21 protein-coding genes, 1 tRNA gene and 2 pseudogenes are annotated in these 25,887 nt (G+C 64.3%); 14 read left to right on the top strand and 10 right to left on the bottom strand.

Annotated elements, in window-relative coordinates:
- On the bottom strand, nucleotides 1-1,161 hold the full coding sequence (locus tag ACVDG8_RS17290) for a CaiB/BaiF CoA transferase family protein (protein WP_447255751.1): 1,161 nt from the start codon (nucleotides 1,159-1,161) through the stop codon (nucleotides 1-3).
- A gap of 3 nt (nucleotides 1,162-1,164) precedes the next feature.
- Nucleotides 1,165-1,716 (bottom strand): MaoC family dehydratase, encoded by a 552-nt coding sequence (locus ACVDG8_RS17295; RefSeq protein WP_447255752.1) that lies wholly within the window; start codon nucleotides 1,714-1,716, stop codon nucleotides 1,165-1,167.
- A 204-nt stretch (nucleotides 1,717-1,920) separates the two neighbouring features.
- On the opposite strand from ACVDG8_RS17295, the gene ACVDG8_RS17300 reads away from it, so the two are divergent.
- Nucleotides 1,921-3,033 (top strand): lactonase family protein, encoded by a 1,113-nt coding sequence (locus ACVDG8_RS17300; RefSeq protein WP_447255753.1) that lies wholly within the window; start codon nucleotides 1,921-1,923, stop codon nucleotides 3,031-3,033.
- Nucleotides 3,034-3,043: 10 nt separating this feature from the next.
- Here ACVDG8_RS17300 and ACVDG8_RS17305 read toward each other — a convergent pair whose 3' ends face one another.
- The 3 genes from ACVDG8_RS17305 to ACVDG8_RS17315 form a co-directional block, all read right to left on the bottom strand.
- Nucleotides 3,044-3,397 carry a hypothetical protein gene (locus ACVDG8_RS17305; protein ID WP_447255754.1) on the bottom strand — a complete coding sequence of 118 codons (354 nt, stop codon included), beginning with the start codon at nucleotides 3,395-3,397 and terminating at the stop codon, nucleotides 3,044-3,046.
- Nucleotides 3,398-3,529: 132 nt separating this feature from the next.
- Nucleotides 3,530-3,605, bottom strand: a tRNA-Ala gene (locus tag ACVDG8_RS17310).
- A gap of 165 nt (nucleotides 3,606-3,770) precedes the next feature.
- Nucleotides 3,771-4,166, bottom strand: a complete 396-nt coding sequence (locus ACVDG8_RS17315) for a TIGR02300 family protein (RefSeq protein WP_371008327.1) — start codon at nucleotides 4,164-4,166, stop codon at nucleotides 3,771-3,773.
- Nucleotides 4,167-4,360: 194 nt separating this feature from the next.
- Here ACVDG8_RS17315 and aroA point away from each other — a divergent pair, with 194 nt between their 5' ends.
- From aroA to ACVDG8_RS17335, 4 genes are all read left to right on the top strand, one after another.
- On the top strand, nucleotides 4,361-5,713 hold the full coding sequence (gene aroA, locus ACVDG8_RS17320; protein WP_447255755.1) for a 3-phosphoshikimate 1-carboxyvinyltransferase: 1,353 nt from the start codon (nucleotides 4,361-4,363) through the stop codon (nucleotides 5,711-5,713).
- A 71-nt stretch (nucleotides 5,714-5,784) separates the two neighbouring features.
- Nucleotides 5,785-6,435 carry a (d)CMP kinase gene (cmk, locus tag ACVDG8_RS17325; protein ID WP_447255756.1) on the top strand — a complete coding sequence of 217 codons (651 nt, stop codon included), beginning with the start codon at nucleotides 5,785-5,787 and terminating at the stop codon, nucleotides 6,433-6,435.
- Nucleotides 6,436-6,626: 191 nt separating this feature from the next.
- Entirely contained in the window at nucleotides 6,627-8,324 is a 1,698-nt protein-coding gene (gene rpsA / locus ACVDG8_RS17330; RefSeq protein ID WP_447255757.1) for a 30S ribosomal protein S1, read from the top strand.
- 106 nt (nucleotides 8,325-8,430) lie between these two features.
- Nucleotides 8,431-10,290, top strand: a complete 1,860-nt coding sequence (locus ACVDG8_RS17335; protein ID WP_447255758.1) for a hypothetical protein — start codon at nucleotides 8,431-8,433, stop codon at nucleotides 10,288-10,290.
- A gap of 46 nt (nucleotides 10,291-10,336) precedes the next feature.
- Here ACVDG8_RS17335 and ACVDG8_RS17340 read toward each other — a convergent pair whose 3' ends face one another.
- The 4 genes from ACVDG8_RS17340 to ACVDG8_RS17355 all read right to left on the bottom strand — a co-directional run bounded on the left by ACVDG8_RS17340 (nucleotide 10,337) and on the right by ACVDG8_RS17355 (nucleotide 14,453).
- Nucleotides 10,337-11,044, bottom strand: coding sequence for an SDR family NAD(P)-dependent oxidoreductase (locus tag ACVDG8_RS17340; RefSeq protein ID WP_447255759.1), 708 nt, complete (start codon nucleotides 11,042-11,044; stop codon nucleotides 10,337-10,339).
- 213 nt (nucleotides 11,045-11,257) lie between these two features.
- Entirely contained in the window at nucleotides 11,258-12,838 is a 1,581-nt protein-coding gene (locus tag ACVDG8_RS17345) for a 5-guanidino-2-oxopentanoate decarboxylase (RefSeq protein ID WP_455707800.1), read from the bottom strand.
- Between the two features lie 65 nt (nucleotides 12,839-12,903).
- Entirely contained in the window at nucleotides 12,904-13,584 is a 681-nt protein-coding gene (locus ACVDG8_RS17350; RefSeq protein WP_447255761.1) for a TetR family transcriptional regulator C-terminal domain-containing protein, read from the bottom strand.
- On the bottom strand, nucleotides 13,581-14,453 hold the full coding sequence (locus ACVDG8_RS17355) for a dimethylarginine dimethylaminohydrolase family protein (RefSeq protein ID WP_447255762.1): 873 nt from the start codon (nucleotides 14,451-14,453) through the stop codon (nucleotides 13,581-13,583). Before ACVDG8_RS17355 ends, ACVDG8_RS17350 begins: the two co-directional genes overlap by 4 nt.
- Before the next feature lie 214 nt (nucleotides 14,454-14,667).
- On the opposite strand from ACVDG8_RS17355, the gene ACVDG8_RS17360 reads away from it, so the two are divergent.
- The 6 genes and pseudogenes from ACVDG8_RS17360 (at nucleotide 14,668) to ACVDG8_RS17385 (ending at nucleotide 20,597) form a co-directional block, all read left to right on the top strand.
- Nucleotides 14,668-15,483, top strand: a complete 816-nt coding sequence (locus tag ACVDG8_RS17360; protein ID WP_447255763.1) for an ABC transporter ATP-binding protein — start codon at nucleotides 14,668-14,670, stop codon at nucleotides 15,481-15,483.
- Between the two features lie 56 nt (nucleotides 15,484-15,539).
- Nucleotides 15,540-16,339, top strand: a pseudogene (locus tag ACVDG8_RS17365) (transporter substrate-binding domain-containing protein).
- 141 nt (nucleotides 16,340-16,480) lie between these two features.
- Nucleotides 16,481-17,191 carry an ABC transporter permease gene (locus tag ACVDG8_RS17370; protein ID WP_447255765.1) on the top strand — a complete coding sequence of 237 codons (711 nt, stop codon included), beginning with the start codon at nucleotides 16,481-16,483 and terminating at the stop codon, nucleotides 17,189-17,191.
- Nucleotides 17,191-18,000: an ABC transporter permease gene (locus ACVDG8_RS17375; protein WP_447255766.1), complete on the top strand. Its 810-nt coding sequence runs from the start codon at nucleotides 17,191-17,193 to the stop codon at nucleotides 17,998-18,000. The genes ACVDG8_RS17370 and ACVDG8_RS17375 overlap by 1 nt, the downstream gene beginning before the upstream one ends.
- A 205-nt stretch (nucleotides 18,001-18,205) precedes the next feature.
- Nucleotides 18,206-19,207: an Ldh family oxidoreductase gene (locus ACVDG8_RS17380; RefSeq protein ID WP_447257369.1), complete on the top strand. Its 1,002-nt coding sequence runs from the start codon at nucleotides 18,206-18,208 to the stop codon at nucleotides 19,205-19,207.
- A 406-nt stretch (nucleotides 19,208-19,613) separates the two neighbouring features.
- Nucleotides 19,614-20,597: a complex I NDUFA9 subunit family protein gene (locus ACVDG8_RS17385; protein ID WP_447255767.1), complete on the top strand. Its 984-nt coding sequence runs from the start codon at nucleotides 19,614-19,616 to the stop codon at nucleotides 20,595-20,597.
- Between the two features lie 7 nt (nucleotides 20,598-20,604).
- On the opposite strand, the gene ACVDG8_RS17390 is transcribed toward ACVDG8_RS17385, so the two are convergent.
- Complete coding sequence (locus ACVDG8_RS17390; protein ID WP_447255768.1) at nucleotides 20,605-21,975, bottom strand: cytochrome P450; 1,371 nt, start codon at nucleotides 21,973-21,975, stop codon at nucleotides 20,605-20,607.
- A gap of 186 nt (nucleotides 21,976-22,161) precedes the next feature.
- Between ACVDG8_RS17390 and ACVDG8_RS17395 the strand changes: the two genes are divergently transcribed.
- From ACVDG8_RS17395 to ACVDG8_RS17405, 3 genes and pseudogenes are all read left to right on the top strand, one after another.
- On the top strand, nucleotides 22,162-22,740 hold the full coding sequence (locus tag ACVDG8_RS17395; RefSeq protein ID WP_447255769.1) for an NADPH-dependent FMN reductase: 579 nt from the start codon (nucleotides 22,162-22,164) through the stop codon (nucleotides 22,738-22,740).
- Nucleotides 22,741-22,993: 253 nt separating this feature from the next.
- Nucleotides 22,994-25,465: a DNA topoisomerase (ATP-hydrolyzing) subunit B gene (gene gyrB, locus ACVDG8_RS17400; RefSeq protein ID WP_447255770.1), complete on the top strand. Its 2,472-nt coding sequence runs from the start codon at nucleotides 22,994-22,996 to the stop codon at nucleotides 25,463-25,465.
- A 53-nt stretch (nucleotides 25,466-25,518) separates the two neighbouring features.
- Nucleotides 25,519-25,840 (top strand): annotated as a pseudogene (locus ACVDG8_RS17405) (hypothetical protein); the annotation flags it as partial.
- Nucleotides 25,841-25,887 lie beyond the last annotated feature (47 nt).

Below are 25,887 nucleotides of genomic sequence, written 5' to 3' on the forward strand. Positions count from 1 at the left end.
TCACAGGCCGAACTCCGCGCGTATCCTGTCGCTGTGCTCGCCGATGCGGGGCGCGGCGCGATCCACCACCGGGCGAATACCGTCGACGCGCAGCGGCGAGCGCGTGGTGAGGATCGAGACATTGTCCTCGCGCGTCACGGTCTGCAGCATGTCGAGCGCCTTGAAGCCGTCGCTTGCCATCATCTCCGGCCAGGTCAGCACCTTGGCGCACCAGATATCGGCGGGTTCCAGAATGGCCAGCCACTCATCGATGGTCTTCCGCGCAATACGCCTGGCGATGATCGCCTTGATCTCGTCGCGCGCGGTGAACCAGGTCGCCGGTTTGTCGCGGAATGGATCGAGTTCGGGCAATTCGAGCAGATCGGCGAGCTTCGGGATCGGCGTCATGGCTATCGCCAAATAGCCATCCTTTGCCGGGTAAACACCGTAGGGCGCCGACAGATAGGCGTGCGCGCTGCGGAAGGACGAGCGCTTGGGCAGGCGGCGGCCGTCATTGAGATGCGTGGTCAGCACCTCGAACTGGAAATCGATCAGCGCCTCGAGCAGGCTGGTCTCGACATGGCCGCCCTGGCCGGTGATGCCGCGGCGCACCAGTTTGGCGAGGATGCCTTGCGCGCAGGCGGCGCCCGCCAGCATGTCGGCGATCGCCAGGCCGAAGGGCACCGGTCCCTGCTCCTCATCGCCGTTCAGCCACATCACGCCGGAGCGCGATTGCGCAAGCAGGTCCTGTCCGGGCCTCTTCACCCAGGGGCCTTCCTCGCCATAGCCGCTGATCGAGGCGTAGACGAGCCGCGGATTGATGGTCTTCACATGCTCGTAGTCGAGGCCGAGGCGTTCGATGACGCCCGGCCTGAAGTTCTGGATGAGCACGTCCGCCTTGGCGATGAGCCCGCGCAGCGCGGCGAGGTCGGCCGCGTCCTTGAGATCGATGGCAAGGCTTTCCTTGCCGCGGTTGATGGCGTGGAAAATGGTGGAATCGCCGCCGATTTCGGTGTCGCTGAGATAAAGCCGGCGCGACAGGTCGCCGCCATCGGGCCGCTCGATCTTGATGACGCGCGCGCCAAGGTCGAGCAGGCGCAGCGAGCAATAGGGACCCGACAGGAACTGACTCATGTCGATGACGACGAGGCCGGCCAGCGGAAGTTCTTTTTCAGCGACCACGGTTCACTTCTCGGTCTTGCCGACGAAATCGGCCGGGTTCTTGTATTTCACCGTCTGCAGATGCTCGCAGTAAAGCACCAGCTCCCCTTCACCCTTGAAGACTTCATAGCTGGCGCGGATCAGACCCATGTCCTTGTAGCGCGGCTTTTTGTCGAGGTTGGTGCGGATCGAATAGATGGTGTCGCCGATGAACACCGGCTTGATGAAGCGTAGCTTGTCATAGCCATAAGAGAAGGCGTTGACGCAGTTGGTGGCGACGAGGCCGAGCCCGGCGGAAAAGACGAAGGCGCCGGCCACCAGCCGCTTGCCGAAGATGCCCTCCCGCTCGGCGAACATCTGGTCCTGCACGTAAGGGTGGATATCCAGCACCAGCGCATTGAACATATGACTTTCGCCCTCGGCGATGGTGCGCCGTAGCGAGCGGATTTTGTGGCCGGGCTGCCAGTCCTCGTAGAACCAGTTTTCCGAATTCCAGACCGGGATCTCGGCATGGCCTTGCGGCATGTCGGTCGGGTGCGTCGAGGCGACACCGATAGTCGGCGAGAACGCGCTCATGCCGCGCACCGATCTTGCCGGGCGATGCCGGCAAAGCAACGCCGGGCACGATGCCGGATGGCGAGATGCATTGCCGCTTTTCCTCCCGTCGATTTTCTTTTGTAAATAATATTTTCACATATGGGATTGCCTTGCAAGCGACGATCGGCGAAATTTTTGCTGACCGGCACTCGTGGAGGGCCGCCGGACCATGGGAGGAATTCGATGCAGAGCGCCTGTCTTGTGTTTGTCGGCAGCCTCAATCGCGAGGCACCCTATTTTCAGGGCGCGCGCGGCGTCGGGCTTGGCGTCTACGCTTTCGACGAGGCGACGCTTGCGGTGCAGAAGCTTGCCGAGACCAGCGAGGTCGACAATCCGACCTTCCTGTCGGTGACGCCGGACGGCTCGCTGATCTATGCCAATTCGGAAGTCTTCGCCTGGCGCGAGGGCACGGTCTCGGCCTATCGCTTCGAGCGCGCCACCAATACGCTGGCCTATATCAACAAGCAGCCGTCGCTCGGCAGCATCACGGCGCACAACACGATCACCCGCGACGGCAGCAAGCTGCTGGTGGCCAATTACGGGATGGGAAGCGGCGGCCCCGACAAGGCTGTGTCTGTGTTCGGTCTGCAGGCCGATGGCGGCCTGACCACGCCGCTGGCAAGCGTGGCGCATTCCGGAACCGGCCCCAATGCCGAGCGCCAGGAGCGGTCGCATGCCCATAGCGTCACCGAAACCATCCAGGGCGGCACCGCCATCGTCGCCGATCTCGGCATCGACCAGCTTGTTTCCTACCGGATCGAGGCCGACGGCGGTCTGAGCAAGCTTGCCTCGTCTTCACTGGCACCCGGCGCCGGTCCGCGCCATCTCGCGCTGCATCCGAACGGCAGGTTCGTGTTCGTCATGAACGAGCTCGACTCGACGGTGGTCTCGCTGGCGCTCGATCAATCCTCCGGCAAGCTCGAATTGATCGACACCAAGCCGGCGGTTCCGGCGCAAGCCCGCGCGATCAATCATTGCGCCGACATCCAGATCTCGCCCGACGGCCGCTTCCTCTATGGCTCCAACCGCGGCCACGACAGCGTCGCCATCTTCTCGGTCGATCAGCAATCGGGGGAACTCAACATCGTCGACTTCACGCCCTGTGGCGGCGCGACGCCGCGCAACCTGGCGCTGACACCCTCCGGCCGACACCTGTTTTCGGCCAATCAGAACGCCGATCGCATTTCCATCTTCGCGCGGGACGAAGCGAGCGGCCGGCTGGCCAACACCGGGCAGGCAATCGAGATTGGAACGCCGATGTGCGTGCGGATCACGCCGGACCCGCTTCAGTCTTAGTAGACGGTTTTCAGCGGTCGACCCGGGTGAACTGGCCGGTATAGGTCTGGCCGGCAAGCGCGTAGGTAACGTTGAGCGTTCCTTCAGACAGCATCGCGGCGGTGATATCGGCGCCATTCGGCAGGCGACCAAGCTTCATGGTGTTGCCGGAAATCCTGCCAGAGCCGTCGGCGACACCCGGCTTGTTGTCGGCGAGATCGCCCCAGGCGTAGCTGACCGTCACCTGCCCGCCCGGGGACACCGTCAGAACCGCCAGCTTGCCGTCATACATGCCGTTGAGCTGTCCGGCCCAGATACCGGAGAATGCCGCATATCTGGCCGGAACGCCCTTGCCGGGCGGCGTGACCGAAACAGCCTGATCCAAAGCCGCCGAATTCGACGCGGCAGGCGCTGCAACGGCAGCCGGGACAGGTTGCGGTAGGGCAGCAGGCGGTGTCTCAGGAGCGGATTGGCAGGCAACGAGTGCAAATGCCGCGAAGCCCAGCGAGAGACTGTTTGGTGGAGCCAATCGGGATCGAACCGACGACCTCTTGAATGCCATTCAAGCGCTCTCCCAACTGAGCTATGGCCCCACTCCCGGCAGTCAGCCGGCGCCGTTTCCGGCGAAGAGATCCGGCGCGGTTTGAAGGCCGCGCCGTCTTTCAGTGCTGGCGGCTTCTAGCGCCGCCTTCGGTCAAGATCAAGCCTTCACAGGCCGCTTTTTCGCCAAAGGCGAAAATGGCCGGCAAACGATCCGATCAGACCTCGTCGTCGTCGTCGCCGACGCCGATCATGTCGGCGACGTCGTCGTCCTCTTCTTCCTCATCGGCAAGGAAGGTGTCGTCGTCATCGTCGCCGAGATCGACATCTTCCTCATCGTCGCCGAGATCGGGAAGATCGTCCGCGCCGCCCTTGGCCTCCTCGTCCGCGTCTTCCAGCGAGACGATTTCGGCGCCTTCTTCCTCCTCGGCGTCGACTTCCTTCTCCGCGACCTCCTCCTCTTCCTCGATGGCGGCAATCTTGCCATCGTCGAAATAGGAACGCGGATAGCTCTTGCCGGTATAGGGCGAGACGATCGGGTCCTTGTTCAGGTCGTAGAATTTCCGACCCGTTTCAGGGTCGACACGCTTTGTGCCAAGTTCAGCTTTCGCCACAGCAAGCCTCGTCAAAAAAAGAAGGGTCCCCTTAGCCGCAGTTGACGGCGCTGTCAAAGCCTAAAGCCGCCTCATGAAAAGGCGGCTTTCAAAGGCTCGCGCGAGGGGATGACCATTATTGCTCGCCGTGATACGAGACCGCCGCAACATCACGAACCGAGCCGGTCCGCCGGCACTGTCATTTGGAAAAGACCATGTCTCACTCTGCCGCCCCGAAGCAGGCCACGGCCCGCATGTCGAAAGGGTTGAGCGGCGTCGCACGCGTGCCGGGCGACAAATCCATCTCGCATCGCTCTTTTATGTTCGGCGGTCTCGCCTCCGGCGAGACCCGCATCACCGGCCTGCTCGAGGGCGAGGACGTGATGCGCACGGGTGCGGCCATGAAGGCGATGGGCGCGCATATTGAAAAGAACGGCGCCGAATGGGTGATCCGCGGCACCGGCAACGGCGCGCTCCTGCAACCGGAACGCCCGCTCGACTTCGGCAATGCCGGCACCGGCTCCAGGCTCACCATGGGCCTGGTCGGCACCTATGACATGGAGACGACCTTCATCGGCGATGCCTCGCTGTCGGGACGGCCGATGGGCCGCGTGCTGGAACCGCTGCGCCAGATGGGCGTGCAAGTGTTGCAGGCGGCACCCGGCGACCGCATGCCGATCACGCTGCGCGGCCCCAAACATGCTGCACCCATCACCTATCGCGTGCCGATGGCTTCCGCGCAGGTGAAGTCGGCGGTGCTGCTTGCGGGCTTGAACACGCCGGGCATCACCACGGTGATCGAGCCGGTGATGACGCGCGATCATACGGAAAAAATGCTGAAGGGTTTTGGCGCCAACCTGAGCGTCGAGACCGACGAGCGTGGCGTGCGCCATATCTTCATCGAAGGCCAGGGCAGGCTTACCGGACAGACGATCGCCGTTCCCGGCGACCCCTCCTCGGCCGGCTTCCCGCTGGTCGCCGCGCTCATCGTGCCGGGTTCGGACATTACAATCGAGAATGTGCTGATGAACCCGACCCGCACCGGCCTGCTTTTGACGCTGCAGGAAATGGGCGGCCGGATCGACATCCTCAATCCGCGCAATGCCGGCGGCGAGGATGTCGCGGACCTGCGCGTGCGCGCCTCCGAGCTCAAAGGCGTTATCGTGCCGCCGGAGCGGGCGCCGTCGATGATCGATGAATACCCGGTGCTGGCGGTCGCGGCGAGCTTCGCCGAAGGCGAAACGCTGATGCAGGGGCTGGAGGAACTGCGCGTCAAGGAATCCGACCGGCTGGCGGCGGTCGCCAATGGGCTGAAGCTCAACGGCGTCGACTGCGCCGAGGGCGAGGCAAGCCTCACCGTGCGCGGCAAGCCCGACGGCAAGGGCCTGGGCGGCAATGGACCGGACGCGCCGGTGAAGACCCATCTCGACCACCGCATCGCCATGAGCTTCCTGGTGATGGGCCTGGCGACGGAAAAGCCGGTGACCATCGACGATGCGAACATGATCGCGACGAGCTTTCCGGAGTTCATGGGGCTGATGACGGGGCTGGGCGCGGAGATCGGATAAAGGTTGATGGCAAGCGCAAAGCAAGCGGAGATGTCGGCGGGACAGCCCCTGTGCTTTTCGGCGGCCCGACCATGACCGACACCTTCACCATCGCCATCGACGGCCCCGCCGGCGCCGGCAAGGGCACGCTGGCCCGCCGCCTTGCCGACCATTACCGCCTCAACCTGCTCGACACCGGCCTCACCTACCGCGCGGTGGCCCATAAGTTGCTCGAGCTCGGCCTGCCGCTCGACAATGTCTCAGCGGCGGAAACGGCGGCGCGCCAGGTGAACCTCTCGGACCTCGACCGCGTGGTGCTTTCGGCGCATGCGGTAGGCGAGGCCGCGTCGAAAGTCGCGGTCATCCCCACGGTACGGCGCATCCTGGTGGAAAAGCAGCGCGCCTTTGCCAAGGCGCCGCCGGGCGCTGTGCTCGACGGCCGCGATATCGGCACCGTCGTGTGCCCCGACGCCGACATCAAGCTCTATGTCACGGCAAGCGGGGAGGTGCGCGCCAGGCGCCGGCTGGCCGAGATCGAGGCTATCGGCGGCAGCGCCGATTTCGCCACCATCCTGGCCGATATCGAGCGCCGCGACGAGCGCGACATGGGCCGCGCCGACTCGCCGCTCAAGCCGGCGACAGACGCGCACTTGCTTGATACCAGCGAAATGGCTATAGAGGCCGCGTTCCTGGCGGCCATGGCGATCGTTGACGACGTCCTGGCCAAGAGAAACAAGCCCTGATCCGGGCGTTTCGTTTGCCGTAGGCGCCGAAAATACCCATATCGGGCAAGAACCAGCCTGCCAGCATTCTTCATGCGCCGGACTTGCCGCTAAAAGCGGCCCAGGGCTTTTAGCCCGGAACGCCGGCAGGCTCACGCAACGCTAACCCACGGCGCCCGCTTCGCTCGTTGCGGAGCATTCCAGGAGAAACAATGTCAGTAGCCAATCCGTCTCGCGACGATTTCGCGAGCATGCTCGAAGAATCATTCACCGCCGGCCATTCCGGCGAAGGCCAGGTTGTCCGGGGCACGATCACCGCGATCGAAAAGGACATGGCCATCATCGATGTCGGCCTCAAGGTCGAAGGCCGCGTGCCGCTGAAGGAATTCGGCGCCAAGGGCAAGGAAACCACCCTCAAGGTCGGCGACACCGTCGAAGTCTATGTCGAGCGCATCGAAAACGCGCTTGGCGAGGCCATGCTGTCGCGCGAGAAGGCTCGCCGCGAGGAGAGCTGGGTCCGCCTCGAGGAGAAGTTCACCAAGGGTGAGCGCGTCGAAGGCGTCATCTTCAACCAGGTCAAGGGCGGCTTCACGGTCGATCTCGACGGCGCCGTGGCGTTCCTGCCGCGCAGTCAGGTCGATATCCGCCCGATCCGCGACGTCACCCCGCTGATGCACAACCCGCAGCCCTTCGAGATCCTCAAGATGGATCGCCGCCGCGGCAACATCGTGGTGTCGCGCCGCACCGTGCTCGAAGAGAGCCGCGCCGAACAGCGTTCGGAAATCGTGCAGAACCTCGAAGAGGGCCAGGTTGTCGAAGGCGTGGTCAAGAACATCACCGACTACGGTGCGTTCGTCGACCTCGGCGGCATCGACGGCCTGCTGCATGTCACCGACATGGCATGGCGCCGCGTCAACCATCCGACCGAAATCCTCAACATCGGTCAGACGGTCAAGGTGCAGATCATCCGCATCAACCAGGAAACCCACCGCATCTCGCTCGGCATGAAGCAGCTCGAGTCGGATCCGTGGTCGGATATCGGCACCAAGTTCCCGATCGGCAAGAAGATCCGCGGCACCGTCACCAACATCACCGACTACGGCGCGTTCGTCGAGCTGGAGCCGGGCATCGAAGGCCTCATCCACGTTTCGGAAATGTCGTGGACCAAGAAGAACGTGCACCCCGGCAAGATCCTGTCGACGACGCAGGAAGTCGACGTCGTGGTGCTCGAAGTCGATCCGGCCAAGCGCCGCATCTCGCTCGGTCTCAAGCAGACACTGGAGAACCCGTGGGAAGCCTTCGCGCGCAGCCATCCGGTTGGCAGCCAGGTCGAGGGCGAGGTCAAGAACAAGACCGAGTTCGGCCTGTTCATCGGCCTGGAAGGCGACGTGGACGGCATGGTGCACCTTTCCGATCTCGACTGGACCCGTCCGGGCGAGCAGGTCATCGAAGAGTACAATCGCGGCGACATGGTCAAGGCGCAGGTGCTCGACGTCGACATCGAGAAGGAGCGCATCTCGCTCGGCATCAAGCAGCTGGCCAAGGATACGGTCGGCGAAGCAGCCAACAGCGGCGAACTGCGCAAGAACGCCGTCGTCACCTGCGAGGTCATCGGCGTCAAGGATGGCGGTCTGGAAGTGCGGCTGGTCGACAGCGGCCTAGAGACCTTCATCAAGCGCTCCGACCTTTCGCGTGACCGCGACGAGCAGCGCCCCGAGCGCTTCACCGTCGGCCAGAAGGTCGACGCCCGCGTCATCGCCTTCGACAAGAAGACCCGCAAGCTGCAGGTCTCGATCAAGGCGCTGGAAATCGCCGAGGAGAAGGAAGCAGTCGCGCAGTACGGCTCGACCGACTCCGGCGCCTCGCTGGGCGACATCCTGGGCGCCGCGCTGAAGAAGCAGGGCAGCTAAGCCCCCTCCAAAACAAAACCCCGCCGGATCGCTCCGGCGGGGTTTTTTCTTTACGGCAAGATAAACTTCCTGGCGTATTGGCTATAGCCCGAGGGAAGGGCTTTCCATGAGCAACGGCGACGATCGTCCCGCCATGCCACCATCGCGGGCGCTGCGGCTTTACGCCAGATCGCCGGCCTTGTTCTGCTATTGCGGCATGGCGATCATCATGATCGTGCTGCGGTCCTTCGGCGTCCAGCTCAACGGCGACATGGACGACGTGATCAAGCTGCACGAAGTCCGCACCTTGCTTCACACCGGGGATATCTTCGACCGCACACTGCCCGGCATAGTCCAGCCGGAGCCCTATGTCTCGCATTGGCCAGGGATCGTGGACCTGCCTTATGCCGTCTTCGCGGGCCTGCTCGCGCCATTCGCGGGCATCGAGCCGGCTTTGGCGACGGCGAGCGCGGTCGTGCCTCTGCTGTTGTTCGCGCCGGCACTCTATTTCTACACCCGGCTGGTGGCCGCAATGGATATCGGCAAGACGGCGGCGGCTTTGCCGCTGGCGCTGATCTTCTCGACAGGCAGCTTTTTCGAATACGCGCCCGGGCGGATCGACTACCACAATCTGCAGATATTGCTTCTGTTGGCAGCTCTGATTCTGTTGCTGTCGCGGAGCCGCGCCGCTCCGGTCATCAACGGGCTGCTGGCGGCGCTGGCATTTGCAATCAGCGCTGAGTTCGCGCCCTTCTACGCCCTGGTCATGGCGATCTATGCCTTTGACTGGATCGCCGGCCACGACGACGACGCGGCCAGGATCACCCGTTTCGGGCTCAGCCTGGCGGCCGGCGCGATCGGCCTGCTTGCCGCCGTGCAGCCGCCTTCAGCCTATGCCCTGGCCAAGTGCGACATCTATTCGGCGCCGCATGTGACGGCGCTGGTCGCTGCCGGGCTTTCATTTGCGGTCGCGCCCCTGCTTGCCGGCAGGCGCGGCGGATGGGCAATGCGGGCGGCACTCCTTCTGGTGCTCGCGACCGCCAGCCTGGCGGCACTGGTGCTGTTGTTCCCGCAGTGCCTGCACGGTCCTTATGCCGCCCTGGACGCCTATGTCCGCGACAACATGATCAATCTGATCGTTCAAGAACAGAGCATGTTTCGCTATCAGCATTTTCTGTCGTTGGTTTTACCCGGCGCGGTGCTGATATTCGTCGGGGCGCTGGCGCCGGCCGTGATCTGCCTCGATCCGCGGAGCAGAACCCGGCCCCGTGTCATCCTTGCCCTGTTTTCGATCCTCGCGCTGGTCCTCGGCATCGGCTATATGCGCTATTTCCGCTACACTGCGGTTTTCGCCAGCATCGGCCTGGCGTTGGTGATCGCGAGTTTCCTGCCGGCAGGTTCGAGACTGGCACGATTGCTGACGCCCAACGTGCCGGTGACATCGCGAAAATATGCGTTGATCCTGCCCGGCCTGGCTTTGTCTAGCGCAATGGCGCTGTATCATTTGTCGGTTCGTCCTTCCCAGGGAGCCATTCCCGCAGGCGAATTGGCGGAAAGCTGCGACCTCCGTCATTTGAAATTGGAGCAAAGCTGGCCGGCAGGCGCGGTTATCCTCGCACCGCCTCAGGTGGGGGAGCATTTTGTCGCCCTCGCCTCGGGTCCCAAGGTGGTGACGATCGGCAACCATCGCTCAGCGCAAGGTATCGAGCGAAGCTACCGGTTTCTTGATCCCGCCACCGCCGATCCGCGCGCCTATCTCGATGCGTCCAAGGCGACACATGTCGCGGTTTGCGCCTGGCGGGACCCGCCTTTGCCGAAACTGGACGCCGCCTACCCATTCGCGGCGGCGCTGATGGAAGGCAAGCCGCCGCCATGGTTACGGGAATGCCCCACCGATGCTTCGTCGCCGCTGCGGATCTACGCCTACCGCAATGCCGACGGATCGGATGCCGGCTGCCCCGTTTCAACGGCTCAGATCCGGTCATAAACAGCGGGGCGACGGCACGGGCCAGCGCTCGCCGGCTCATGGAAACTCAGGCCCGGCCGTACAGCGGAACCAGCGTGCCGCTCATCGCCTGGTTGGCCGGTGAGGCGAGATAGGCAATTGCCTCGGCGGCGGCTTCGAGGCTGACCCATTTGCCGAAATCGGCATCGGGCATGTCGGCGCGGTTGGCAGGCGTGTCGAGCGTCGACGGCGCCACGGCGTTGACCAGTATGCCTTTGCCCTTCAGCTCTTCGGCCATGGCCACCGTCATAGCCGCGACCGCGGCCTTGGACGCGGCATAAGCGACCATGCCGGACCCTTTACGCGGCTCCAGCGCCGCGCGCGCGGCGACATTGACGATGCGGCCGGCCGTATTGGACTCCAGCATCGAGCGCACAGCGGCGCGGCTGCAAAGGAAGGCGGTGCGGGCGTTGGTCTCCATCATTTCGGCGAAGGATGCCGATTCGATCTTTTCGACCGGCGCCATGGTGAAGCCGCCGGCCAGGTGGATCGACGCCCAGAGCTCGGGTACCTGGTGGTAGAAAGCCTCGACCTTGGCGGAGTCCGACAGGTCGACATTATGCGCCAGGTGGACACTGGCGTGGGCCGCAAAAGGGAAATGCGGCGGGGCAGCAGCATGGGCATTGGGCACGTGGCAGATCGCGCCCTGTTCGAGCAACCGGCCAACCACCGCGCCACCAAGCGCACCGGTTCCGCCGGTTACAACGATATGCCTGCCCTCAAGTGTTTCCGTCATCCTGGACCGCTCCTGTCGTCTTTTATGATTATGTCGCTTGTTAAGCCGCGCCGACGCGAAGCGTCGCGCCTTTCGCGCGATCACTCAATCGCTATCTCGACATGGCAGCCGTCACGTCTTTGCATGCATCAGCCGGCTAACCAGCGGCCAGGGCAAAGCCGGAACGAAGGCCCAGCGTAACCTGCTGGTCGACGACATTCGTGGACACGGCAATCAGTCGACGGTGATTTCGATGACGCGCGGCTTGCCGGCCGCGCGGGCGCGCTTCAGCGCCTCGGCCAGGCCGCCAACGCCGGTCAGCCGTTCGGCGGCGATGCCATAGGCCTCGGCGAGCTTGCAGAAATCCGGCGGCGCCGGCGACACGCCGACCGGCTCGACGCCGACATCGAGCATCGAGGTCTCGATCTCGCGATAGCCGCGATTGTTCCAGACGACGAAGATCACTGGCGCTTCGGCATCGAGCGCCGCGCCGATTTCCGGCAAGGTGAACTGGAACCCGCCGTCGCCGGTGAGAGACACGACCGGCGCCTCCGGCACGGCAAGTGCCGCGCCGATGGCGGCCGGCGGGCCGTAGCCCAACGCGCCGAAGCCGGTCGCGGCATTGAACCAGCCGCCTGGACGGTCGTGGTCGTAGTAGAGATTGGCGGCGTAGATCGGCTGGGTGGAATCGCCGACGATGATTGCGCCCGGCAAAGCGTCGCGGATCGTCTCCACCGCGCGCACCTGTGCCACATAGTCGGGCTTCAGCTCGGCCTGCGCAGCTTCACGCGCCGCCGCGGCGCTAACCTCGCCATCCTTTGCCGCCGCGTGGCCGGGCCCGATCGCGGCGAGCAATGCCTCAGTCGCTTGAGCGCAATCGGCCAGGATAGCGACCGTCACCGGGCGGCGTGCCAGCTGGTCGGCGCCGATGTCGATGCGGATCAGGTTCTTCGGCAACACGAAGCCGCCATCGCCGTAACCGTCATAGTCGGTGGGGCCGAACTCCGTGCCGGCGGCAATCACCAGGTCGGCGTCCGCCATCAGCGCGCGCACCGCCTTGAGGCTGGGGCTCGCCGGCACGCAAAGCGGATGGCCGTGCATCAGGCCACGCGCATTGGTGGTCTCGACGACCGGTGCGCCAAGTGTCTCGGCCAGGCGGCGCAACGCTGTGTCGGCCTTCTTGGCGCCGCCGCCGGCAAGGATCAGCGGGCGGCGAGCGGCCTCGATCAACTTTGCCGCTTCAGCAATCGCCGCTCGATCCGGTACCGGCGGGGCGACATTGCTGAGCGTTGGTGCAAGCCCATTGGCAGGCTTCACCATGACATCGGTGGGGATCTCGATATGCACTGGGCCCGGCCGTGCGGACGAGAACAGCGCGAAGGCGCGGGCGAGCGCGCCCGGCAATTCATGGGCCTCGGTGACGCGCTCGGAAAACAGCGCCACCTTTTCCATCATGCCGCGCTGGTCGGGCAGTTCGTGCAGGAAGCCGAGGCCTTTGCCGAGCGTGTCGGTGGCATTGACGCCGGAGATCACCAGCATCGGCACCGAATCGGCGCGCGCCTGGCCCATGGCGGTGATGGTGTTGGTGAGGCCCGGCCCGGTGATGACGAAAGCCACCCCTGGCCTGCCGCTGGCGCGGGCATAGCCGTCGGCCATGAAGCCGGCGCCCTGCTCGTGGCGCGGCGTGACGTGGCGGATCTTCGAGCGCGCCAGGCCGCGATAGAGTTCGACCGTATGAACGCCCGGAATACCGAAAACGGTGTCGACGCCATGCGCCTCTAGCAAGGTGATGAGCGCTTCGCCAAGCGTGGTCATTGGTCTTCTCCCTTTCGAGCCGATCACTGTTCAACCGAACAGCGATCCGCTCTGTCTCTTTGTTTTCAGGGCAATTGCGGACGGAAAACCGCTTCTCGCTTTTCCTGGAATTGCTCTAGCGGCGTGAGGCCGAGTTCGGCCTCGATAGTCTTGATGCCAATCGTCGCCAATTCGCCAGGCGAGAACATCTCGCCGGCCAGGCAGCCTTCCACCCAGAGCCCGTCGATGATCGCGTTGATCGCAATGGCATGGTGGCGCAGCTGGCCTGCGTCCGGCTCGCGTCGTTCGGCGGCGAGCACCTCGGCCACAACGGCTTCCACCTCGTTGCGAAAGCCAAGATAGCCTTCGCGGTGGGCGCGGGCCAGGCTTGGATCCGCACCGGCGCGACCGATGAAGGTTGCCCAGAGCGAAAACACCCGTGCGTCGATGATCGGCGCGTTGAGGTTGGCGGTGACGAACGCCGCAAGGCGCTGGCGTGGCGAGGCATCTTCCATGACCAACGCCGCTTTCGCCTGTTCGGTCATGCGGCCCATGAGCGATGCATAGGCTTCCTGCAGCAATTCTTCCTTGTTGGGAAAATAGTGGCGGATCAACCCGGCGGTGACGCCGGCGCGCAAGGCGATGGTGCGCAAGGTAGCGCCCTGCAAGCCATGTTCGGCCACGCTGTCCAGGGTCGCCTCGATCAGATCCTGCCGCCGTCGCTCCTCGCCCTCGCGACGGAACCTGCGGCGGGGCGTGGCATTCATTGGCGCAGGATCGGTCGCGTCAGGCATGTCGGCCCGCCTTCGCAGGCGATGCACAGCGCATCCGCCTCGAAGATTTCGACCGTGCAGCCGGCTGCTTCCATCGCGGCCTTGGTCTTGGGGAAGCCCGCAACGGCAATGACCTTGTGTGGGCTCGTCGGCAGCACGTTCAGGCTGAGGCCGTTGGAAGCCGCGAACTCTTCGGCATCGCCTTCGACCAGCCGGACGCGGCGCGCCTTCAGCATCTGATAGAAGGCGGCCGGCAGAAGCGGCGAATAGACCAATGCGAGGTCGTCGGCCAGCGGACTGATCACCGACATCAGATGCAGGCACGCCTCTTCACCCTGCCACAGCGGCAGATCGAAGCCGTAGACCAAAACGCCCAGCGGCGTCAGCAAGTTGGACACCTGCTGGATGCCTTCCTGGTTGGAGCGGACACCGCGCCCGATGACCAGCGTGCGGGCATCCAGCCATACGCAATCACCGCCTTCGACCTGGCCGGGAGCCTCGACGCGGCCGAGGATCGGAATGCCCAGTCTTTTATAGGTCTCCTCATGCAGCGAAGGCTCCCGGGCGCGCAATGGCTTGCCCATGGACAGGATCAGCGCGCCGCGGTCGGTCATCAGCGACGGGTCGTGCGTGAACACCGAATCCGAAAGTCCGTCGGCCTTGTCCTCTATCCATTCGACTTCGGCGCCGGAAGCCGCCACCAGCTCGGCAAGGACCGCATGCTGCGAGGCAGCTTTCACCGGGTTGAACCCCGGACCATAGTGCCAGGCGGCTCTGTCGGCGTCGCGCATTGCGTTGGCCGCCGAGCGCATCAGCACGCGTCGCAGCGGCGCCGCCATGGATTGTGCTCCGAAAGCGCTCATCGATGCCCTTTTTTTAAGCTGAAAAAAACCGAGAAAATTTCATGGAGGGCTATTTATACACTTGCATAACAAGCCCGCAAGTGCCGTAATGAGCGGGATTGACGGGCTCGCGCTGTTGGGTCCATGCTGAAGCCTGGAGCGGGACAGTACAGCGTATGTTGATTAGCCGGATAGCCTTTCGACGACCTATCGTCGGCCACATAGAGGTCACCCGTTGAGCGCGGTGGCAGCTGCCGCAGTCTCATCCGGCGAGGCGCAGGACGGCGCCGCCGAAGCCATCCATGTCGAAAACCTGCACAAGAAATTCGGCCTGCTGCATGTGCTGAAGGGCGTGTCGCTGTCGGCGCGCGACGGCGAGGTGATCGCCATCATCGGCGGCTCGGGTTCCGGCAAGTCGACGCTTTTGCGCTGCATCAACTGCCTGGAAAATCCGACCAGCGGCATCATCCGGGTCAATGGCGAAGAGATCAAGCTCAAGGCCGACAGTCACGGCCACACGGTGCCCGCCGACCGCAAGCAGATCGAACGCATCCGCTCCAAGCTCGGCATGGTGTTCCAGAATTTCAATTTGTGGAGCCACATGACGCTGATCGAGAACGTCATCGAGGTTCCGGTGCATGTTCTCGGCGTCAAGCGGGACGTCGCGATCAAGGAAGCCGAGAAGCTGCTCGCCCGTGTCGGCCTTGCCGAAAAGCGCGACGTCTACCCGGCCTACCTGTCCGGCGGACAGCAGCAGCGCGCGGCGATCGCCCGGGCGCTGGCGATCAATCCGCGCGTCATGCTGTTCGACGAGCCGACCTCGGCGCTCGATCCGGAACTGGTCGGCGAGGTGCTGAAGGTGATCGGCGACCTGGCGCGCGAGGGGCGCACCATGGTGCTGGTGACGCATGAAATGAAGTTTGCCCGCGAGGTCGCGACGCATGTCGTCTACCTCTACAACGGGCTGGTCGAGGAGGAGGGAACACCCGAACAGCTGTTCGGCACGCCCAAATCCGAAAGGCTCAAACAATTCCTCCGCAATGTCGGCTAGAGCCGGCATCAAGCGGAGCGAAGAACCGGGAACAACAACAAACTGGGAGTTCTGACATGAAGACTGTTTTGAAGACATTCGCCGCGGCGCTGCTTCTCGGCGTTGCCGCGATGGGCGGCATGGCCAAGGCCGACCAGGTCAAGATCGGCGTCGCCGCCGAGCCCTATCCGCCGTTCACCTCGCCCGATGCCTCGGGCAAATGGGTTGGCTGGGAAATCGACTTTATCGACGCCGTCTGCGCCGAGGAGAAGCTCGATTGCGTCATCACGCCTGTCGCCTGGGACGGCATCATCCCGTCGCTGACGACAAAGAAGATCGACCTCATCGTCTCCTCGATGTCGATCACCGCCGAGCGCGAGAAGACCATCGACTTCTCGGACAAGTACTACAACACGCCGACCGCCATCATCGGCCCGAAGGACAAGAAATTCGGCGCCACGCCGGACGATCTCAAGGGCAAGGTTGTCGGCGTCCAGGTCTCCACCGTGCACGCCGTCTACGCCAAGAAGCACTTGGCACCGGGGCATCCGAGATCAAGGAATACCAGACCCAGGATGAAGCCAACAACGATCTTGCCGCCGGTCGCCTCGACGCGGTGCAGGCCGATTCCATCGCGCTTGGCGAATTCCTGAAGTCCGATCAGGGCAAAGCCTGCTGCGACCTGAAGGGCATGGTGGCGCCGGATGACGAGGTGCTCGGACCGGGCGTCGGCGCCGGCGTGCGCAAGGAAGACACCGACCTCAAGGGCAAGATCAACGCCGGCATCAAGGCGATCCGTTCCAACGGCAAGTATGACGAGATCTCGAAGAAATACTTCGACTTCGACATCTACGGCGGCGCAACGCAGTCGAACTGAGGCTTTTCGCAAAATGCGCAAGGGCATGGCGCTCGGCGCCATGCCCCAACCTTCCCACGCACGCTTGCCGCTGAGCGGCTTGCCAGCAATCCGGGGGCGAAGCTGATCGACGCCTTTCTTCCGGCCTCCGCGGTCGGCATCATGGAACTCCTGTCGCCCGTGGCGCCCGGCTGGGGCGGCACGCTGCTGGTAGGCCTGCTGCATTCGATCGAGATCGCCGTCGGCGCCACGTGCCTTGGCCTGTTGATCGGTATTGGCGGAGCCTTCGGTAAGCTCTATGGCGGCCCGGTGACGCGCGATCTTCTTGCCGTCTACACCACTGTGGTCCGCGCCGTGCCGGAGCTTGTGCTGATCCTGCTGCTCTATTACGCCGGCACCGACCTCATCAATCAAGTGCTGACGGCGATAGGCTACCAGCGCGTCGACATCAGCGGGCTGGCTGCCGGCATCTTCGTGCTGGGTTTCGTCCAGGGCGCTTATTCGACGGAGGTGATCCGCGGCGCGATCCTGGCCATTCCACAGGGTCAGATCGAGGCCGCCCGCGCCTATGGCATGTCGCCCGGCCTGATGCTGAGACGCATCACGCTGCCGTCGATGCTGCCTTTCGCTATACCAGGCCTCGCCAATCTGTGGCTGATCGCCACCAAGGACACCGCGTTGCTCGCCGTCGTCGGTTTCTCCGAGCTGACACTGGCAACGCGCCAGGCGGCGGGCGTCACCAAGGCCTATCTTCTGTTCTTCCTGGCGGCAGGCGCGCTTTACCTTGCCTTGTCGCTGTTTTCCAACCTGATCATCGGCCGCGTCGAGGCCTGGTCGCGACGCGGCATGCCTTCGGTCAAGGAGGCCCGCTGATGGCGGTCGAGGCGAATGCCATCAACATGGCGGCGCGCGCCTCGTTGTGGCTCAGGCCGCACCGCATCGTGCTGATCCTGATCGCGCTGGCGCTGGTCTTCTGCGCGGCCTTCTTCATGCGCTGGGACTGGCTGCCGCAATATTGGGAAATGGGCCTGATGGGCCTGTGGCGGGCGCTCTGGATCCTTGCCGTCACCTGCGCGCTGGGCTTTGCGCTTGCCGTGCCGCTCGGGCTCGCCCAGGCCGGCGGCCCGTTCTGGTTCGCCATACCGGCCAAGGTCTTTTGCACCATCATCCGAGGAACGCCGCTGCTCTTACAGCTGTGGCTGCTCTATTACGGGCTGGGCTCGCTGTTTCCACAATATCCGTGGATCCGCGAATCCTGGATATGGCCGTATCTGCGGCAGGCGTGGCCCTATGGCGTGCTGGCGCTGACCTTGTCCTTCGCCGGCTATGAAGGCGAAGTGATGCGCGGCGCCTTCGCCGGCGTGCCGCGAGGCCAGCTCGAGGCCGCCCGCGCCTTTGGCATGAGCCGCTGGAAGATTTTTCGCCGCATCTGGCTGCCGCAGGCCTTCTATCGGGCGCTGCCGACATTGACAGGCGAGACCGTGCTGCAACTGAAGTCGACGCCGCTGGTGGCGACGATCAGCGTCATCGACATCTTCGCCGTCTCGTCCAAAGTGCGCCAGGACACCTACCTGACTTACGAGCCCCTGCTGCTGCTGGCGCTGATCTATATGACGATCACCGGCATCCTGGTTCTTGTCTTCAGCCGGATCGAGGCACGGATTCCGGTGAAGATCGGATAGTAGGGGAGTAGGGGAGTAGGGGAGTAGGGGAGTAGGGGAGTAGGGGAGTAGGGGAGTAGGGGAGTAGGGGAGTAGGGGAGTAGGGGAGTAGGGGAGTAGGGGAGTATCCAGTCGTTACCCGCATTCACATTTCCATCCTTATTCGCTATTCGCACCACAATTTCCCCCTACTCCCCTATTCCCCTACTCCCTTAGGACAGCCATGATGCAACTCAGTCTCGACCAGGCGACAGGCCTATGCCGGATGGCGGCGCTTGGCGCCGGCGCCAATGAAGAAGCGGCGCAGTCGCTTACCGCCTCGATCATCGCCGCGGAAGCGGAAGGCCTGTCGACGGTCGGCCTGTCGCATTTCATCGACTATCTCGAAGCGTTCGAAGCCGGCCGCATCGACGGCAACGCCGATCCGGTGATCACCCGGCCGGCGCTCGCCGTCTATCTTTCGGACGCGCGCGGCGGGCTTGCCCATACCGGTTTCGACCGCTCGATCGAGGATCTGGCCAAGGCCGCAAAGCTGTTCGGTGTTTCGATGTTCTCGCAGAAGAACGCCTATACCTGCGGCGCGCTCGGCTATTTCACCGGGCGGCTCGCCGAACAGGGACTGGTCTCCTTCGCCGCCACCAACGGCCCGGCCGTGCTTGCCGGCTCCGGCTCGATCAAGCCGGTCTACTGCACCAATCCGATGTCCTTTGCGGCGCCGGCCGCCGACGGTCCGCCTCTGGTCATCGACCAGTCATCGAGCGCCACTGCCTTCGTCAACATCCGCAAGGCGGCCGAGGACGGCAAGAAAATCCCCGAAGGCTGGGCGCTCGACGCCAACGGCAATGCGACCACCGATCCGGCGGCGGCCATGAAAGGCGCTATGCTTGCCTTCGGCGGCCAGCGCGGCGCCAACATCGCGCTGATGGTCGAGGTGCTGGCTGCAGGCATTTCCGGCGCCAATTGGTCGCTCGACGCGCCCTGGTTCACCGGCGGGCCGGACAGCCCCGGCACCGGCCTGTTTATATTGGCCATCGAGCCGAAATTGCTCGATCCGGATTTCGAACCGCGCATGAAGGACCAGCTCGACCGGCTGCGGCGGCGCTATGGCGTGCATATCCCCGGACGGTCGCGGGCGGAGGCCGCCGAGAAGGCCAAGGCGCGCGGCATCACCGCGTCCAAGGCTGTCGTGCAGCGTATCTCCGAGTTCGCCGAGCGCTACTCGGCCTGAGCCGGCGGGACCGAGTAGCGCTCGGCGCATTCTTTGCGCGGCTGCTGAACCTTTTCCCGATCTGCAACGACCCATCCTCGGCACCCCATACCGCGAGCCGCTTGGTTGGCTTCGTCCGGCTCGCGGCTGGCGGGCCGCGCCGGGCGTTCAGGGGCGAGGTGGGCGTGCTTGCTTCACGCCGCCTTGATACCGTCTCAGGTCAGGCTGCCTCGTTGAGCCTTGTTTCGGTGTTGGCACTGCCCGGAAAACCCCGCTTCGGCGGGGTTTTCTGCGTTTTGCAAACGCGGCTGGAGCGCATTCCGGGCAACTTCGGAAACTGGATGACGGCGACCTCTGGTCGCTCTTTGCCTTTGGCGCGAAACGGATTAAGAAACGGCTTCAGCCAAGCACTCGCGCGGAGCCAGTCATGACCGAAATCCTGCAGACCCCCAAGCTCGTCGTCGTCTTCGGCGGCTCGGGTTTCGTCGGTCGCCATGTCGTGCGGGCGCTGGCCAAGCGCGGCTACCGCATCCGGGTCGCCTGCCGGCGGCCCGATCTTGCCGGCCATCTGCAGCCGCTCGGCAATGTCGGCCAGATCCAGCCGGTGCAGGCCAATGTGCGCGTGCGCTGGTCGGTCGACCGCGCCGTGCAAGGCGCCGACCATGTCGTCAACCTCGTCGCCATCCTGCACGAGACCGGCCGGCAGAAGTTCAACACCGTTCAGGAGTTCGGCGCCCGCGCCGTCGCCGAGGCCGCCCGTTCGGTCGGCGCCGGGCTGACCCACATCTCGGCGCTCGGCGCCGACGAGAATTCGCCGTCGGACTATGCCCGCACCAAGGCGCTGGGCGAGAAGGCGGTGTTCGAGACAATCGACGATGCCGTCATCTTCAGGCCGTCGATCAATTTCGGACCGGAAGATGGCTTCTTCAACCGCTTCGCCAACATGGCGCGCTATTCGCCGGTGCTGCCGCTGATCGGCGGCGGCCAGAACAAGCTGCAGCCGGTCTATGTCGGCGACGTCGCCGAGGCAGTGGCGCGTTCGGTCGACGGCAAGATCAAGGGCGGCCAAGTCTATGAGCTCGGCGGCCCGCAGGTGCTGACCTTCAAGGAATGCATGCAAGAGCTGCTGGCGGTCGTCGACCGCCGTCGCCTTTTGGTGCCGGTGCCGTTTTGGGTGGCGAACATCCAGGCGTCGATCCTTCAGCTGCTGCCCAATCCGCTCTTGACCAAGGATCAGGTGCTGCAGCTGCGCGAGCACAACATCGTCTCGGACGAGGCTGACAAGGCGGGCAGGACGCTCGCCGGGCTCGGCATCCAGCCGCAGGCGATCGCGACGATCCTGCCGAGCTATTTGTGGCGTTTCCGCGCCGCCGGCCAGTTCCAGCAGCGTCGGCCGATCGCCGACCGGTAAGCAGCACTCAAGCCCGTCGGGAGACCTGCATCGGCAGGCCGCCCTGCGGCTGCGTCGTCAGCTTCTGCACCGGCCATGGCTTGGTCTCGGCCGTCGCGTCGAAGCGGAAGCGCGACAACAGGATCGCCAGCGCGATGATTGCTTCCTGCATGGCGAAGCTGGCGCCGATGCAGACGCGCGGCCCGGCGCCGAACGGCAGGTACTGGAAGCGATCGATCTTGTCGCGGTTCTCCGGGTGGAAGCGCTCCGGCATGAAGGCGTCCGGCCTGTCCCACAGCTTGCGGTGTCGGTGCACCACCCAGGGCATGACCAGCACGGCGGCGTGCTTGGGGAGCACCAGATCGTTCCAGGTCTCTGTCTCGATCGGCTCGCGGTTGATCGAGGGCGCCGGCGGATAGAGCCTGAGCGCCTCCTCGAAAGCGGCGCGGGTGAACGGCATGGCGTCCAGCCATTGCGTCGGATCGGGCTCGCGCGCCAGCACCGCGTCGATCTCCTGCTCGACCCGGTCGCGCTCCCACGGCGCCTCTGCGAGGCAGTAGATGGTCCAGCCGAGCGCCCGCGCGGTCGTCTCATGGCCGGCGCCGATGAAGGTGATGATGTTGTCCTCGACTTCCGGGCGGGTCAGCCCGTCCGGGCCCTCAGCCTTCAACAGCAGCGTCAGGAAATCCTGCGGCACGCCATCGGGGTAGCGCTTCATCCGCTCTTCGCGCATCCTGACCGTGCCGGCGACGATGTCGCGGAAATAGGCCATGGTCTTGCGGCCGCGGATGCGGGTGAGGCGCGGCAGCCATGCCGGCGCGCGCAACAGGTCCAGCGGATCGACGCGGCCCATCGTCTCGAACAGGCGGTCGATCTCCTTGGCGAAGCTGCCCGGCTCGCCGGCGATCTCGCCGGAGAACAGCGTCTCGGCCAGGATATCGTAGGTGAGCAGCGTCATGTCGTGGGCGACATCGGTCATGCCGCCGGCCTCGTAGCGGCTGGCGAATTCCTGCGTGCGCTTCAGCATCGGCCTGGCGAAGCCGAAGATATGGCGCGGCGTGAACACCGGCGCCATCGCCTTGCGCGAGCGTTTCCAGACCTCGCCTTCGGCGGTCAGCAGGCCATCGCGCAGGATCGGCCGCAGGATCAGCTGGCGCACCGTCGCCATCTTGTAGTTCTTGGCGTTGTCGATCAGCACATGGCGGATGAGGCCCGGGTCGTTGGCGACGATCAGATGTCCGCCAACGCCATTCGCAGAAATCCAGGGTTCGTTGTAGGTGTGCTCGCCCCACAATTCGAGCGGGTTGCGGTAGACGATGCGCATCATCTCCAGCGTCGACGGCGGCGTGGTGCGCGGCTTGGGCGCCGGCGGCACGAAAGGGGCGGGCTGGGTGTCCATATGGCATGCTCCGCTGACAGCGCTGAATGTAGTGCCCGCCAAAGCAGGCGTCCATGTGACCGAACGGCGGGCGGCAACCGGCAAACGCCTCGCCGGAAAGTGACCGGCCTTTGCCAACTCCTGCTTGTTGCAGGTGACGGCTTACGTTAGTCACCAACGGATACTGTCAACCCGAAGGAGCCACAAGTGAAGCACCAGTTGAACGTGATCATCGGCAGCACGCGGCCCGGACGCGCCGGGCCGATCTTTGCCGAATGCCTGGAAGGGTTCGCGCGCGAGCATGGCAAGTTCGAACCGGTGCTGACCGATATCGCCGCATTCAACCTGCCGATACTCGACGAGCCGCACCATCCGCGTCTGCGCAAATACGAGAACGATCACACCAAGGCGTGGTCGAAGGCGATCGATGCCGCAGACGCCTTCGTGTTCGTGGCGCCGGAGTACAATTACTTCGTGGCGCCCGCGATCGTGAACGCCATCGATTACCTGGTCCATGAATGGCGCTACAAGCCCGCGGCGATCTTCAGCTATGGCGGCGTGTCCGGCGGCCTGCGCGCGGCGCAGGCGTTGAAGCCGCTGCTGACCTCGGTCGGCGTCATGCCGATCCCGGAAGGCGTGGCGCTGCCGGCCTATCAGACGCTGCTTGATGCGAACCGCGCGTATCATCCCAGCGAGCAAGTACTTGGGGGCGCCAAGACGATGCTCGACGAGCTATTCCGCTGGAGCGAGGCGCTGAAGGGGCTGCGCGCCGGCCTGCCGGGCTAGAGGCCAAGTCTGCCTCAAAAGACGGCAGCGAAAGCCGCGCGTCGGCGTGGCTTTCGCGTTTCAACCGGTCCCCTTGCCCGATAGCGCGTGCCGCCATGTCCGGACGGATCTGGAAACGCCTGTCGCCAAGCCGGCAAAATGCCTGCAAACCTTGGAAAACCAGCCGTTTGCACCTATATCTAGGACATCAAAACGGCGCGATTCGGGGGCATTTTCCCGCGCTGGTTCAGCGGCATCAATCAGACAGGTTTTCATGAGCGACCAAATCGAAGGCGCCAATGGCGCGGCAGCCGAGTACGGCGCCGATTCCATCAAGGTTTTGAAGGGGTTGGATGCTGTCCGCAAGCGTCCGGGCATGTATATCGGCGACACCGATGACGGCTCGGGCCTGCATCACATGGTCTATGAGGTGGTGGACAACGCCATCGACGAGGCGCTGGCCGGCCACGCCGACCTTGTTTCGGTGACGCTCAACCCCGACGGTTCGGTGACGGTCATCGATAATGGCCGCGGGATTCCGACCGATATCCACACCGGTGAGGGGGTTTCAGCGGCCGAAGTGATCATGACGCAGCTGCATGCCGGCGGCAAATTCGACCAGAACTCCTACAAGGTCTCTGGCGGCCTGCACGGCGTCGGCGTCTCGGTGGTCAACGCGCTTTCGGCCTGGCTGAAGCTCAAGATCCGCCGCAATGGCGAAATCTACGAGATGAGCTTCACGCACGGCAATGCCGATGCACCGCTGAAGGTGACCGGCAGCTACGTCCAAAACAAGCAGCCCGGCACCAATGAGGGCCGCAGCGGCAGCGAGATCACCTTCTTTCCGTCGGCCGAGACCTTCACCATGGTCGAGTTCGACTTCGGCACGCTGGAACACCGGCTGCGCGAGCTTGCCTTCCTCAATTCGGGCGTGCGCATCATCCTGACCGACGCCCGCCACGCCGATCTCGTGCGCCATGAGCTGCACTACGACGGCGGCCTGGAAGAGTTCGTCAAATATCTCGACCGGGTGAAGAAGCCGCTGATCGAGAACCCCATCGCGATCCGCGCCGAACGCGACGGCATCACCGTCGAGGTGGCGATGTGGTGGAACGACAGCTACCACGAGAATGTGCTGGCCTTCACCAACAACATCCCGCAGCGCGATGGCGGCACGCATCTGGCCGGTTTCCGCGCCGCGTTGACCAGGCAGGTCACCGGCTATGGCGAGTCCTCCGGACAGACCAAGAAGGAAAAGGTCTCGCTGACCGGCGATGACTGCCGCGAAGGCCTGACCGCCGTTCTCTCGGTCAAGGTTCCCGACCCGAAATTCTCCTCGCAGACCAAGGACAAGCTGGTTTCGTCCGAAGTGCGTCCAGTGGTGGAAAGCCTGGTCAACGAGGCGCTCGGCACCTGGCTGGAAGAGCATCCGGCCGAAGGCAAGGTGGTGGTCGAGAAGGTGATCCAGGCAGCCGCGGCGCGCGAGGCCGCGCGCAAGGCGCGCGACATCACCCGCAAGAGCTCGCTCGGCGTCACCTCGCTGCCCGGCAAGCTTGCCGACTGCCAGGAGCGCGATCCCGCCAAGTCCGAAATCTTCATCGTCGAGGGTGACTCGGCCGGCGGCTCGGCCAAGGGCGGCCGCTCGCGCCAGAACCAGGCGATCCTGCCGCTGCGCGGCAAGATCCTGAATGTCGAACGCGCCCGCTTCGACCGCATGCTCTCCTCCGACATGATCGGCACGCTGATCACCGCGCTCGGCACCTCGATCGGCAAGGACGAGTTCAACGCCGACAAGCTGCGCTATCACAAGATCATCCTGATGACCGACGCCGACGTCGACGGCGCCCACATCCGCACGCTCTTGCTCACCTTCTTCTTCCGGCAGATGCCGGAGCTGATCGAGCGCGGCCATCTCTACATCGCCCAGCCGCCGCTCTACAAAGTGACGCGTGGCAAGAGCTCGCAATATATCAAGGATGAAAGCGCCTTCGAGGAATTCCTGATCGGTTCGGGACTGGAGGAAGCATCGCTTTCGCTAGGCTCAGGCGAAGTCCGAACCGGGCAGGACCTGCGCAGCGCCATCGACGATGCGCTGGCCGTGCGCCAGCTGATCAACGGACTGCACACGCGCTACAACAGAGGCGTGGTCGAGCAGGCGGCGATTGCCGGCGCGCTCAATGCCGACGTGCTGAACGATCTCGGCCGCGCCAATGCCATGGCCGAACGCGTCGCCCAGCGCCTCGACATCATTGCCGAAGAGACCGAGCGCGGCTGGACCGGCCGCCTGTCGACCTCCAATGAAGGCGTCGGCGGCTATGTCTTCGAGCGCACGGTGCGCGGCGTGAAGGAATTCGCCCAGCTCGATGCCGGGCTGATCAACTCGGCCGATGCGCGCCAGCTCGACCGCTATGCACCGCGCCTTGCCGAGGTCTATGGCGAGCCGCCCGTGCTGCGCCGCAAGGAGGTCTCGGAGACGATCGCGGGGCCGCTGGCGCTGCTCAACGCGGTGTTCGCCACCGGCCGCAAGGGGCTGACCATGCAGCGCTACAAGGGTCTCGGCGAGATGAATGCCGAGCAGCTGTGGGAAACCACGCTCGACCCGAATGTGCGCTCGCTGCTGCAGGTCAAGGTCAACGACGCGACCGATGCCGACTCGCTGTTCTCGCGCCTGATGGGCGACGAGGTGGAACCCAGGCGCGAGTTCATCCAGGACAATGCGCTGTCGGTCGCCAACCTGGATATTTGATCGAGGATCAACATTGGCGCGCTACGGCGGACCAATCCACCGTATCGGCTGTCGACGCCTCGCGCATCCTGATCGACAGTGCGGCGCAGGCGAGATTTCGGCTGACAACAAGACCTATCTGTCGCAGTTGGTCGCCGCCCGCACCGGCCTCTCCGAGGGCGACGCCAAGGCGCGTGTCATGCCCTGGTTGCCAAGGTTCAGGATGCCAAGACAAAGGCCAAGCAGGCCGCCAACACGGCCAGGAAGGGCAGCGCGACCTTTGCGTTGCTCGGCGCGCTGTCGCTGGTCATCGGTGCTTTCATCGCCAGTGCCGCAGCCGCTCTCGGCGGCAGGCAGCGCGACGACGAGGAAACCGCCTATCTGACCACACGCTGACCCTCGTCTTGTCTTACAAAAAAAGCCCGGATCGAGCCGGGCTTTTG

The organism is Mesorhizobium sp. ORM8.1 (genome assembly GCF_053005525.2).

Excerpts from the sequence above, each read along its gene's own strand:
- ACVDG8_RS17295 (WP_447255752.1), bottom strand. The coding sequence starts at position 1,716 with ATGAGCGCGTTCTCGCCGACTATCGGTGTCGCCTCGACGCACCCGACC.
- ACVDG8_RS17300 (WP_447255753.1), top strand. The coding sequence starts at position 1,921 with ATGCAGAGCGCCTGTCTTGTGTTTGTCGGCAGCCTCAATCGCGAGGCA.
- aroA (WP_447255755.1), top strand. The coding sequence starts at position 4,361 with ATGTCTCACTCTGCCGCCCCGAAGCAGGCCACGGCCCGCATGTCGAAA.
- cmk (WP_447255756.1), top strand. The coding sequence starts at position 5,785 with ATGACCGACACCTTCACCATCGCCATCGACGGCCCCGCCGGCGCCGGC.
- rpsA (WP_447255757.1), top strand. The coding sequence starts at position 6,627 with ATGTCAGTAGCCAATCCGTCTCGCGACGATTTCGCGAGCATGCTCGAA.
- ACVDG8_RS17335 (WP_447255758.1), top strand. The coding sequence starts at position 8,431 with ATGAGCAACGGCGACGATCGTCCCGCCATGCCACCATCGCGGGCGCTG.
- ACVDG8_RS17340 (WP_447255759.1), bottom strand. The coding sequence starts at position 11,044 with ATGACGGAAACACTTGAGGGCAGGCATATCGTTGTAACCGGCGGAACC.
- ACVDG8_RS17345 (WP_455707800.1), bottom strand. The coding sequence starts at position 12,838 with ATGACCACGCTTGGCGAAGCGCTCATCACCTTGCTAGAGGCGCATGGC.
- ACVDG8_RS17350 (WP_447255761.1), bottom strand. The coding sequence starts at position 13,584 with ATGAATGCCACGCCCCGCCGCAGGTTCCGTCGCGAGGGCGAGGAGCGA.
- ACVDG8_RS17355 (WP_447255762.1), bottom strand. The coding sequence starts at position 14,453 with ATGAGCGCTTTCGGAGCACAATCCATGGCGGCGCCGCTGCGACGCGTG.
- ACVDG8_RS17370 (WP_447255765.1), top strand. The coding sequence starts at position 16,481 with ATGGAACTCCTGTCGCCCGTGGCGCCCGGCTGGGGCGGCACGCTGCTG.
- ACVDG8_RS17375 (WP_447255766.1), top strand. The coding sequence starts at position 17,191 with ATGGCGGTCGAGGCGAATGCCATCAACATGGCGGCGCGCGCCTCGTTG.
- ACVDG8_RS17380 (WP_447257369.1), top strand. The coding sequence starts at position 18,206 with ATGCAACTCAGTCTCGACCAGGCGACAGGCCTATGCCGGATGGCGGCG.
- ACVDG8_RS17385 (WP_447255767.1), top strand. The coding sequence starts at position 19,614 with ATGACCGAAATCCTGCAGACCCCCAAGCTCGTCGTCGTCTTCGGCGGC.
- ACVDG8_RS17390 (WP_447255768.1), bottom strand. The coding sequence starts at position 21,975 with ATGGACACCCAGCCCGCCCCTTTCGTGCCGCCGGCGCCCAAGCCGCGC.
- gyrB (WP_447255770.1), top strand. The coding sequence starts at position 22,994 with ATGAGCGACCAAATCGAAGGCGCCAATGGCGCGGCAGCCGAGTACGGC.